Raw genomic sequence first — 12589 nt, 5'->3', positions numbered from 1 at the left:
TTGGCGGCGCTTATTCAGCAAGTAACTTTATTGAATTGGTGCTGATACTGTTATTGGTAAAAAAGATTGTACCAATGGCGAGCTCAGAACTTCTGCTGATGGTCTTGCCGTCACTGAAGTTCCCGAGCTTGCAAGGCTGTGGTTATTCGCTCTTGCACTTTTCGGTTTAGCAATTAAAGCGCAAGGTAAAAAAGCATAAACAAGTATCTTAGTCATACATAACCACTCCTTTAGGAGTCGTTTTAATTTGTTAGCTGACATATTTGGGCATTATTGCGATATAGACTCACTGCAACGCAAGATGTCATTGTTCAACAATATTCACCTATAATAATCTCTTAAATATAGTGTATATCACCACTACGTTATAATAACGTCATCATCAAATTTAGCTAACAACGTGCTGCTATTTTTAAATGGCTTAACGATCGTTAAATAATCATTTATTCTAGAATACCGCTAAGAAGACCAGTCTAATAAGTATGAAAATAAAGATGCAAGACAATTAATTCACTACTATAGAAACAATAAGGTTCAAGTTACTCTGGTGTTGAGGCATTGCGAATTTCAAACTTTTCTAACATTTTTTCACTTAAAATCGGGCTGTAATAGTTAACGTTATTTCTACCTGAATTTTTAGCTGCATACATGGCAATATCGGCATTTTTAAGTAACGTTTTACTGTCATTTCCGTCATGAGGAAATTTGGCGACACCAATACTTGCTGAACTTTTAACCCGTTGATCATCAATATGATACAAAGCACTAATACTTTTGTGCATTCTTTCAACTATATGCGCAAGGCCATCATCATCAGGGGAGATAATAATGATAATGGCAAATTCGTCACCTCCTAAACGAGCTAAAAGGTCGTGAGCTCTTAAGCATGATTGCAATCGTTTACCTATTTGAATAATCAACTGATCACCTGCGTCGTGGCCCAAGGTATCGTTAACTTCTTTAAAATGGTCGATATCTACAAAGACAATGGCAAAATAACTGTCCTTTTTAGCAACTAATTCGTTTAATTTTTGGTTTAAATAATAGCGATTAGCCAATCCTGTTAAGGCGTCGTAGTTTGCTCGTTGATGCAGCTCTATCAACTTTTGTTTTTTAAACATGATATAACGAATTGAAACTGCAAGCGTAATAAGTGATAACACCATAAAGAGGTAGTACCAAATGGGCATGGCAACTTTGATCATCATTGTCGATTGATCTCGACTCCATACGCCATCACTGTTTGTTCCTTGGACAACAAACTGATAACTGCCCGGATCTAAATTAGTGTATTGAACAAAATTAGTATTCTCACTGTAAACCCAATCACTATCAAAACCTTTAAGCTGATATCGGTAATGGTTGTTTTTAGGTGCTGTATAATCAAGCGAAGCAAAATAAATTTGAATATTGGGGTTTTCACCATCGAGAACCAAGCTTTCAGAAAATGTTTTATCACTGACTATTACCGTGCTCTTATTGGCAACTAGGATCTCAGTTATTTGGATCGGGGGGTTAAAGTTATTTTGCGATAACTTATCTGTTTCAACACGAATTAAGCCTTTGTTGGTCCCTAATAGTAAGGTGTTATCAACGATGGCAATAGCCGCTTCAATGAAGTTAAAATTTTTGTCCAAGAGTAAAGACTTATACTGAGTTACTTGCTGAGTATAAATGTTATACATGTAGAGTTCATTGCTGGTAGTAAACCAAAGTCGACTCTCTCCTTGAGCGATAACTGATTTTAATTGACCGTTGAACAGGTCATTTTTTTTGGTCATTGTTTTAATATTAACAGTGCGTTTATCAGGCCCCGAAAAAGATAAACGAACCAGCCCACCGCCTTGTGTGCTTGCCCAAATATCTCCAGATGCTAGACGAATTATGCCACTGACCCTGACATTTGCGCCGTTAATACCAAGATTGTATTGGGTTGATGCGCCAGTGTTAAGGTCGACTTTAAATATACCGTCAGTGGTTCCCATCCACATAGCGCCATTATCGTCGATAAGCGTTTGATAGGTAAAATTCCCTTCATCGTAATATTTATTATTTTCGGTATTGAGAAATTGTTTATTGATGCCCTTTTCTTGATCAAACAATAGTAATCCAACGTTTATATAGCCTGTTATCCATATAGCCATCTCATTGTTTTTATCTTGGGTGAGTGTATAAAATTCGTTACTTGGAAAGCCTTGTGAATTGCCATTAGCATTATCAAAGTGATTTAATGTATTGGCTTGATGATTGAATAAGCTAATACCTTGATCAGATGATAACCACATGAGTTCATTATTTATGAGAGAAATATTCCAAATGCTATCATGAGAAAATTGATATTGAGTCAGGCCATCTAAATTTATATGGCTAATTTCACTGGTCTCTAAGTCGAGGGTATTAAGCCCTTGTCCGGTGGCTAACCATGCTATATTTTTATCGATGACTATGTGGTTAATTAAATTACTTGAAAGACCTTTGTTGTCAGCTTTTCTAGGGTATATATAGCTTGCGCTCGTATATGGACTATAGGTGGCTATACCATTGTCGGTTGAGATCCATGCCATGCCTGAACGATCAAAAAATATGTGGGTGATCATATTAGAAGGAAGGCTTGAAAGAGAAAAGGGTTGATTTTTAATATGTTGATAAGTATTCGTTTGTGGTGTAAATATTGTTATTCCTTTATAGGCATGGCCAATCCACAAATCACCTTGCTCGCTCAAAGACAAAGCATAAATGCTGTTATCGGCAAGGCTATTAATATTATTTGGCGTATGCTTAAAGTTTTTAACCGCTTTCGTCTTAGGGTTGTATGAAATAAGACCGTCTGCTTCACTACCCATCCAAAGTATGCCTTGGTTATCAGTAACGGCAGTCATCGTTACTTTACCAAGAAGTGTTGTGTGCTCGGCATTATCGGTCACTACTGCTTGTAAAATCATTTGCTCTCTATTTAATAAAGCGAGACCGTTAGATGTTATCGTATATATCTGTCCCAGTTTATCTTCTACCATAGCGTAAATAGTAACAAGGTACTTATTACCATTTGAAAAGTAAGGTATAAATTGAAAGTTATCCTTTATTTTATTGTATAGGTTTAGTCCGCTACCTGTGCCAATCCATAACTCGTTTTGATGATTAACATGCAGAGATACAGTCCAGTTTGAATATAAACTATTAGGATTTTTAGCATCTTGTAAGTAAATGACAACACTACCATCAGGACGAATTTTATTTAGCCCATGTTCGCTTGTTAACCAAATATTACCGTCATTGTCTTCTACTATGTTAGTAATAAAATTGTGGCTTATGTGCCGTGGGCTACCTGGAGAGAACTTGTAATGCTCAAATGCTTTACCATCAAAGCGACTAACTCCAGCATCTGTTGCCAGCCAAATAAAGCCATTGCTTTGCTGGAATGTTTGATTGATATTAAGTGAAGGAAGGCCATCTTGAACATTGAGTAACGTAAAACGATATTGTTGAGCGAGAGCAGGCAGTGAAACAAAAAAAATATTAGCCAATAAAATCAATAGAATGATTTTATTAATTAATTGTCCTAAAAATAACTTATAAATAGCAATAATACGTCTCGTTATCTATCATCAGAAATACTGGGTTATATTTACTTAATTACTACAGTAAAAGTGGCTAAGTACGAAATTACGTTGTCCCTGATAATAACAGGATTTTTCGGTCAAGCTTGTTACTATAGTTTTTAATCTGATGACTTATTTGTAGTAATAGGGTTAACAGCTTTTTTAACAAACAATGAGTTGCAGCGCACCTTAAGTTAATTCAATGGCACTACGAATAAACACCAAGAAAACCTTAGCAAATTTTCTATATATTGCAACTATGTACTATAACTTGCTTGATCTAAACAGTAATTTTACCTTTTTAACTGCCATATAGCGTTAGATCGTTATTTAGATAAAGGTATAGTTTCGCTAGTCGTTTCATTAATTGCACGTTACCCATTAGTTAATTTGTGTATAATTTAAAAAATTAATGTAAGTCTGTTTAAAATACGAGTATCAGAACTGTGCTAAAAAAAACGTTAAATAAAATTTCTTCAATAACACTCTTTTTTATTACAATTGCTACAACCGAGGTTGAAGCGTTAGAAACTATATTTAATGCAGATATTACTGTCGACAATTCTTTTATTGATAATAATACTTTTTCTAAAAATGTAATACGCGGTCTGCTCAATGTTGGCTTTGAAACAAATCTAACTAACCTTATTGGCAAGCAAAGTTATATTTCAGTAGGGTATGCTGTACAACGTGGTGAACAAGGTTCTGATATTGCTATTGATATTCAAGGGTTTAGTAATATTGATGAACAAGACTTTAACCATGCATATGAAGTTATTTTTGCGGTAAAACTCAACAAAAAATTATTTATTAAGCTAGGACAGATGGACGCCAATAGTGATTTTGCCTTTACAGAATATGGTCTGGAATTTATTAACTCTTCTATGGGGGTGAGTCCAACAATTCAAGGTCTTCCCACCTATCCTCAGCCAAGTATAGGCATTTATAGCCAATATAAGTTGAATTCAGCGATAACAACTCGACTTGGTTATTACGAAAGTAGTGCTAAGTATAATCACTTTGATGATTTTTTCTCTATTGCTGAAGTGCAGTGGCACTACCAAGGTAATAGTTCGGTGAAATTGGGGGCTTGGAATCATTCATATCTTGAAAGTAGCGATCGAATATCAGCAAGCTCAACAGATATCTATATCGTTGCTGATCATTATTTTAATGAAAAAGTTAGTGCTTTTATGCAATGGGGACAAGCAAAGAAAAAAGTCGTTGCTGTAGATCAGCATTTTAGTATTGGCGTTAATTACCAAGGACTTTTCAGTGAAGAAGATACCTTGGGCCTAGGGTTCACCCAAGCGGATGTTGTTGGAGCGGATAGTGAGCAAGTTACTGAGTTATTTTATCTATTTCCAATAAATGACAAAATAAATATCAAACCTGATCTTCAATTTATTTCATCACCTTCTGGTGACAAATCAGTAAGTGATTTACTCATCTTTACTTTACGCTTAACCGCCCAATTTTAGGGGAGATAAATAACCACAAGAAATCGTTTATTTATCGACATGCTTTTTCTCTTACCAGTTAAACATCTTCTTAATATTTCAGATTTACCCTAAGATTACTTTTGAATAATTTTAATCCTAGCGGATTTTGCTATAAACAGACTGTTGTTCTAATATTATATAGCTATTAATACCTTGATAGCGCTCAAATTTAATTATGTTTTAGCTGTCAAATCGACAGTTGACGTCTATTATAAAATAGAAGGAACTTTTGGATTTAGCTAAATATGATATCAAAAAATGTTAACACAATAGCGCCCCAACAATACGTGACTAATGATTCACTGCACCAATTATTTGATGCAGTGAATGTTGTTTCTGTGCAAGGATATGATGAAAATCGGCGGGTCATTTATTGGAATATAGGTAGTGAATTACTTTACGGTTTTACCCAGCAAGAAGCTCGCGGACAAAAATTAGAAGACTTAATTATCCCCGCCGCTATGCGTGATTCAGTTGTTGCGGCACACAATGATTGGATAAACAAAGATATAAAAATTCCTACTGCAGAGATCATCTTGTCTCATAAAAATGGCAATGATATTAATGTCCTTTCAAGTCATGTAATGTTTACTAATCAATATAATAAAAAACAAATGTACTGTATTGATGTCAATTTAGCTGATGTTAAGTATGCACAGTCGCAAGCGCTATTCAAAGACCATATGCTTAAAACCATTATTGATGCTATCCCTGATTTATTCTTCTTAATGGAAGTCGATGGGACCATTATCGATTATCGTGCAAGCGAACAAAAAAAACTTTACGTTTCACCAGCGCACTTTATTGGCCAACGTATGACTGATGTATTACCTAGTGAGGTCGTTAAAAAATTTGAAACTCATTTGGCTAAAATACAACAGCAAGAAGAGATGATAACTTTCGAATATGAGCTAAATATGCCTTATGGATTAGCATATTTTGAAGCTAGAATGAGCTATTTGGCAAAATATAACCAAATAGTAACTATTATTCGGGATATTAGCGAACAGTACAAGTCTGCTGAAATAATTCGCAACCAAGCTTATTTTGATACCTTAACTTTATTACCTAACCGGTTTTTATCACTCGACCGTTTATCACAAATGCTGATTGAAGCCGAAAGAAATAATGAGCAAATAGCCGTCCTTTTTCTTGATTTAGACGATTTCAAGAAAGTTAATGACTCATTGGGTCATGAGATGGGGGATAAAATACTGATCAAATCGGCAAAGCGCTTAAATAACGTTGTTCGAAAAGAAGATACGGTTGGCCGCTTAGGAGGGGATGAATTTATTGTACTGTTGCGCGGTATTACCTGCCATCATGATGCAACAATTATTGCTGAAAATTTACTCCAAGCCTTTAGAGAACCTTTTAATATTGATAGCAGAGAATTAATACTTACCTTAAGTATTGGTGTTGTTGTATACCCTGAAAATGGCTGCACTAGCTCTGATCTACTGCGTAATGCTGACACCGCAATGTATGAAGCAAAATCTTTAGGTCGCAATACGTATTCATTTTTTACTAAAGAAATGAATATTGTGATGTTGCGCCGTTTTGAAATTGAAGAACAAATGCATGGGGCACTAGAACGTAATGAATTTGAGCTATATTATCAGCCTCAATTAGATGTCAAAAGTGGCAATGTCATTGGTGTTGAAGCACTGTTGCGATGGCATAATTCTGTTTTAGGTAATATCGCGCCAGTTGAATTTATTCCTATTGCAGAACACACCGGCCTTATTGTGCCGATTGGGCGGTTTGTTATTAAACAAGCATTAAGCTTTTTAAATGTATGGCAAAAACAAGATCATAAAACATACACTATGGCTGTGAATATATCACCTCGGCAATTTAGAGATGTTGAGTTACTCACTTTTATTAAAAACTGTCTTGATGAGGAAGTGATTAATGCGAGCAGTTTGGAAATTGAAATTACTGAAGGGGTGTTAATGAGTGGTCAATCTTATATTCATGACGCCTTAATTGAAGTTGAAAAACTAGGTATAAAACTATCAATGGACGACTTTGGTACTGGGTATTCATCATTAAGTTATTTAAGAGAATATGCCTTTGATGTGCTCAAAATAGATAGAAGCTTTATTCAAGGGATCACAATAAATAAGGCTGATTGTCAGTTAGTTAAAACTATTATTGTTATGGCTCATAGCTTAGGTATGACTGTTGTTGCCGAAGGCGTTGAAACTCAGTCACAGCTTGCTTTACTAGCAGAGTTAGATTGTGATTTAGTGCAAGGATATTATTTTAGCCGACCAAAACCAGCCGAGCAATTACTTGATTTTTCAGCTCACTTCAAACCCAAAGCGTAACATGATTGCTAACGTTTACAACTCTGTTATTAGCAGAGTGAACACCACCGTAACAGGCATTCTTTTGTGGGGCTATTTAGCAATACCGTTAACCAGTATCAATTAAGCACTTTAATTTTACGCTACTAATCTGTAATACTTCATTAATAGGCTAATATCTTAATGAAGTGCTCGCCACAAAGAAGCCTCAATTGATTAAAAATACCTACTGACTTGCCAAGAGGCAATTATAGCGATGACTAATCACTTGAGCGCTAGTATTATCATAAAAATTGACCTATAACTAAATATTAAAATGATTATTATCATTACGTTATAAATTGAGTTGGGGCTGTGTATATGCAAAGAATGGGTTCAATTACCAAGTATTTGGCATTTTTAAGTGGGATAATTTTTAGTTTAACGGTGATATTTTATAGCTACTCCTACATCTTAAAAAGTCAGCTTTTAGAGCAAGGAGAAAATATACTTAGCGATTTAATGGATACCACAGCTTATGGATATGATGTTATTGAGTCATTAAATAACCAAAACTTTACTTATTGCTCTGATGAAAATTTATTAGCAATGCGAAAATCTCAATTTGAATCAAATGACATTAGGGACATAGGCTTCCTCGAAAATGGCGTATTGACCTGTACCACAGGAATTGGCATCTTAAAAACACCCATCAAGGGACCTAGCTATGACTTTATGCTGGACGGCCATGAATTCTGGTTTAACCATAAGTTGATCACTTTCGATAGAAAGGTACAAGGTATTGTTATTCGTAAGGACAATTATAATTTAGTCGCATCATTTCAAGGTGTTTTGTATGAACACAGAAAATTTAAAAACTATGAACTGCTAGCACTCAAAGGTGAAGAAATTATTCATCTTTTTGGTGAACCTGGAATATATCAAAAAAAATCAACAAGTAGTCAGCCTTATTTTAGCTCAGGATTACTATCGCACTCTTTTGAATTTTGTGGCCCTAAAGGATTAATCTGTGTGGCTATTGTGCAAAAAAACTTTTCAGAATTCCAACTTGCACCTGTTTTATTAATTTTAATGTTTATTTCTTTGATTTCAGGTGTGGCAACTTTACATGCTTATCAATCGATTTATAGTTACATTTATAGTACCAAAAGAAGAATAAAATTAGCCTTATCTTTTAAAAGTATTAAGCCACATTATCAGGCTATTGTTGAGTTACAAACGGGTAAGGTTATTGGCTGTGAATTACTGGCTCGATTTGAAGACCATATTGGTCCGCTTTACCCTGATCAATTTATTTCAGTGGTGGCTGAATTAGATATGTCTTGGTCGATGACGGAAGACCTTATCTTGCAAGCCATTGACGATTTTAAAGATATTAAGATTATCAATGAACCCTTTTATCTTTCCATTAATGTTTATCCTAAAGATATCAATAACGGTAATATCCTCAAAGGAGTCGAACTGTTTAAAAATATAACACCGAATCTTGAAGTTTGCTTTGAGGTAACAGAAGATGAAGAGTTACATTACAGTAAAGTGGGCAATACCTTAGAAGTACTGTCAAAAAGTCGTATTAAAATTTCTATTGATGATTTTGGCACCGGTTACTCTAATCTATCTCAATTAAAGCTGTTAGATATTGATACCTTAAAAGTTGATAAGTCATTTATTGATGAAGTTGAGACAGGCTCAATTAGATCAACCCTAATACCAAATATTGTTTCAATAGCGGATAAGTTAGGCGCGAGTATTATTGCAGAAGGTATTGAAAATAGATTACAAGTAGACGAATTACTGAAAATGGATATTAAATTTGGTCAAGGTTGGTATTACACAAAAGCTTTACCATTAGCAGAATTTAAACATTATTTGATCAATAATAGTGACTACAAATTTGATTAGTAAACCTAGGTGATTCTTGGTTTTATAACCGCTAATTTATAGTCTTATCGATTAAGCATATTGGCTGTTAATTTAACTAAAAACCCCTCAACAATTTTTGTTCAGGGGTTTTATAAGATTAATCTTTTATCAGTTGTTTAATTTTCGCCGCAGAGAAAAAATTATATAAAACAGGTAAGACAAATAAGGTTAAAAAAGTTGCGGTGACTAATCCGCCAACAATAACACTCGCGAGGGGGCGTTGTATTTCTGCACCCACGCCATTAGACATCATCATCGGGATCAACCCCAAAGCGGAAGTCATCGCGGTCATTAACACTGGACGTAGTCGCGATGTCGCACCGTCGAAAACTGCTTGTGACGTTGATAAGCCTTCTCTAATATGCTGGTTTATCCGCTCAACCATAACAACGCCATTGAGCACAGCAACACCAAACAACGTAATAAAACCAATAGAGCTCGGCACAGATAAATATTGTTCGCTAAGATAAAGCGAGAATACACCGCCAATAATCGCTAACGGTACATTAACCAAAATTAACATTGCCTGACCCAACGAGCCAAAAGCAAAATAAAGTAACAAAGCAATTAATGCCAATGAGAGTGGCACCACCAGTAATAGCCTCTGTTGCGCACGTTGTTGATTCTCAAATTGACCACCAATAACCACAGAATAACCTGAGGGTAAGTCTACTGTGCTGGCAATTATTTCACGAATATCAGCAACAACACTGCCCATATCTCTATCTTGTACATTTGCTTGAATAACGACTCGGCGTTGAACATTATCTCTACGTACCTGTGGCGGGCCTGACTCAAAGGTGATGGTGGCGATATCTCCTAAACGGACCCAAGCACCTGTTGGCGATTGTAAACGAAGGTCTGCAATGGCTTCTGGACTGTTACGATATTTTTCTTCTAATCTGACATAAATATCATAGCGCTCATTACCGTTAATTATCTGCCCAGCACTCACCCCGCCAATGCCATCTTTAATGACATCCATAACATCGCCAACCGACAAACCAAAACGAGAAAGTTGCTGTCTTTTTGGCTCTATGACTAATTGGGCTTCTCCTGCTATTTGCTCTAAGGCGACATCGCGCGCGCCTTTCACCTCTTTTATCGCCGCTGCAATTTCTTCGCCTTTACTGGCGAGTACGGACAATTCTGGACCGAATAATTTAATAGCCAGTTGCGCTTTGACCCCAGACAGTAATTCATCAACACGGGTCGCAATTGGCTGTGAAAAATTAAGCAGTAAGCCAGGAAATTGTTCAAGGTCCTCTGCCATTAACGTTTGCAATTCGATGCGACTTTTAGCACTATGCCATTGTGATATTGGCTTTAATCCTAGGTATATTTCAATGTTATTAACGGGCTCAGGATCGCCACCGATTTCAGCCCGGCCAATGCGGCTGAGTGCGTAGGTTACCTCAGGAAACGCCATTAACTTTTCTTCAAGAATAGGCGCTACTGCTAACGCTGTTTCCAAACTCGATGATGGCGCTAAAGTGACCCTTAAGTTAATGGTGCCTTCTTCAAGTTCAGGTACAAACTCTGTGCCTATTTGGGGGACCAATGATATAGCTGCAACCAGTAATGATATGCAAGTAAACACCACAAGCTTAGGGCGTTTCATCGCGGCTTTAAGACTTGTTCGATAGAGCTTATCTAAAGGCGTTAATATAAAACTTTCCCTTTCTTTTACACCTTTGTTAAACATAAACGTTGCTAGTGCCGGCACTACAAAAAGTGCTACTAGGATGGCAGATATTACGGCTAAAATAATGCTAATAGCCATAGGTTGAAAAAGTTTAGCTTCAACCCCTTCAAAACTAAAGAGTGGCGTAAAGACCACCAAAATAATGGCTGCGGCAAAAAATACCGGGCGAGCAACTTCTTTTCCTGCAGCCTTTAGCTGTAGTGGGATATCTTGTTGCTGGCTATTTTTATGGTTGGGATCGCTAGAGTGGTGTAAATGTTTAAAGATATTTTCAACCATCACCACCGAGCCATCAACTAACATACCTATTGCGACCGCAATCCCGCCTAATGACATTAAATTAGCTGATAACCCTAGCCAAGACATTACCATTAGCGCAATAGCGACCGAGATAGGTATCGAAATTAACACCAAAAATGTTGCGGTTAAATTCATTAAAAATAAGGCGAGTATCACCGCAATAAATATAAAAGCTAAGGCAAGTGCTTCAACAACAGTATTAACCGCTTGAGTAATTAAATCGGCTTGGTCATAGAAAGGCTCAAAGCGCACACCTTTGGGTAGGGCTTGATTAATCATGGGTATTCGAGCGTTAATTCCGTCAATGGTGGCCTTGGTATTTGCGCCAATACGCTTTAATACGATACCTGAAACGACTTCTCCCAAGCGTTCAACTTCGCCATTTTTGGTTCTGCGTGTCATGGTCGCCGCGCCTTGACGAATTTCACTCCCCAAAGTTACTTTGGCGAGATCTGCGATAGTGACTACCGTGCCAGACACGGTTTTCACTGGCACCTGCTTAATGTCTGCTAATCCCGCTTCACCACTATTAAACCAACCTGTGCCTCGTATAACTAATTGCTCTTGTCCTCTATTCATATACCAACCACCCACATTGGCATTGTTGTTTTCAAGTGCGGTAACTATGTCATCTTGGCTTAACTGATAAGAAAGTAATTTACTGGGTTCAATGTTGACTTGATATTGGCGAACACTACCACCAAAAGATAAAACATCAGTTACGCCATCTACTGGCATAACCAATAATTTCACTAGCCAATCATTTAAACTTCTTAAGGTCATTGAGTTATAACCCGCCTCTTTGTCAGCAATGAGTAAGTACTGAAAGACCTGACCTAAGCCTGAGGTATTAGGCCCCATTGCAGGTGAACCAACGCCTTGAGGGATTAGTGCTTTTGCCGCTTGTAGCCGCTCAAAAACTAATTGACGAGCAAAATATATATCGGTGCCTTCTTTGAAAACCACAGTAACGCCAGATAGTCCCGTTTTTGATATTGACCGTACTTGTTCAACATCAGGCAAGGCATACATCACCGCTTCAATCGGGTAGGTGATGAGTTGCTCTACTTCTTCAGCGGCTAAGCCAGGTGCTTCGGTATTTATCGCTACTTGAACATTAGTGACATCAGGAAATGCATCTAGATTTAAATTTGGAATGGCAATAATAGCGGCTGCCATAGTGGTGATGAGTGCAATAACCACCAGTAGCCGATTATCTATCGACCAATCAATCATTTTATTTAACAT

At 36.7% G+C, this 12589-nt stretch carries 6 protein-coding genes; 3 read left to right on the top strand and 3 right to left on the bottom strand.

Annotation, left to right across the window (positions count from 1 at the left end; all coding sequences use genetic code 11):
• Positions 1-27 precede the first annotated feature (27 nt).
• Together H4J62_RS13190 and H4J62_RS13185 are read right to left on the bottom strand one after the other, a co-directional pair.
• Positions 28-216, bottom strand: coding sequence for a hypothetical protein (locus H4J62_RS13190; RefSeq protein ID WP_182218724.1), 189 nt, complete (start codon positions 214-216; stop codon positions 28-30).
• Between the two features lie 323 nt (positions 217-539).
• Positions 540-3524, bottom strand: a complete 2985-nt coding sequence (locus tag H4J62_RS13185) for a diguanylate cyclase domain-containing protein (protein ID WP_182230277.1) — start codon at positions 3522-3524, stop codon at positions 540-542.
• Between the two features lie 521 nt (positions 3525-4045).
• Between H4J62_RS13185 and H4J62_RS13180 the strand changes: the two genes are divergently transcribed.
• From H4J62_RS13180 to H4J62_RS13170, 3 genes are all read left to right on the top strand, one after another.
• Entirely contained in the window at positions 4046-5080 is a 1035-nt protein-coding gene (locus H4J62_RS13180; RefSeq protein WP_182216610.1) for a carbohydrate porin, read from the top strand.
• A 266-nt stretch (positions 5081-5346) separates the two neighbouring features.
• Positions 5347-7434: an EAL domain-containing protein gene (locus tag H4J62_RS13175; RefSeq protein ID WP_182216612.1), complete on the top strand. Its 2088-nt coding sequence runs from the start codon at positions 5347-5349 to the stop codon at positions 7432-7434.
• 339 nt (positions 7435-7773) lie between these two features.
• Positions 7774-9315: an EAL domain-containing protein gene (locus tag H4J62_RS13170; protein WP_182216614.1), complete on the top strand. Its 1542-nt coding sequence runs from the start codon at positions 7774-7776 to the stop codon at positions 9313-9315.
• Positions 9316-9433: 118 nt separating this feature from the next.
• On the opposite strand, the gene H4J62_RS13165 is transcribed toward H4J62_RS13170, so the two are convergent.
• On the bottom strand, positions 9434-12589 hold the full coding sequence (locus H4J62_RS13165; protein ID WP_182216616.1) for an efflux RND transporter permease subunit: 3156 nt from the start codon (positions 12587-12589) through the stop codon (positions 9434-9436).

Origin of the sequence: Colwellia sp. BRX8-5, assembly GCF_014077325.1 — a bacterium.
Taxonomy (GTDB): domain Bacteria; phylum Pseudomonadota; class Gammaproteobacteria; order Enterobacterales; family Alteromonadaceae; genus Colwellia_A.
Note: the sequence above shows the minus strand (reverse complement) of the source record. Positions and strands in the feature narration are given on the sequence as shown.

Excerpts from the sequence above, each read along its gene's own strand:
- H4J62_RS13190 (WP_182218724.1), bottom strand. The coding sequence starts at position 216 with ATGACTAAGATACTTGTTTATGCTTTTTTACCTTGCGCTTTAATTGCT.
- H4J62_RS13175 (WP_182216612.1), top strand. The coding sequence starts at position 5,347 with ATGATATCAAAAAATGTTAACACAATAGCGCCCCAACAATACGTGACT.
- H4J62_RS13170 (WP_182216614.1), top strand. The coding sequence starts at position 7,774 with ATGCAAAGAATGGGTTCAATTACCAAGTATTTGGCATTTTTAAGTGGG.
- H4J62_RS13165 (WP_182216616.1), bottom strand. The coding sequence starts at position 12,589 with ATGTTAAATAAAATGATTGATTGGTCGATAGATAATCGGCTACTGGTG.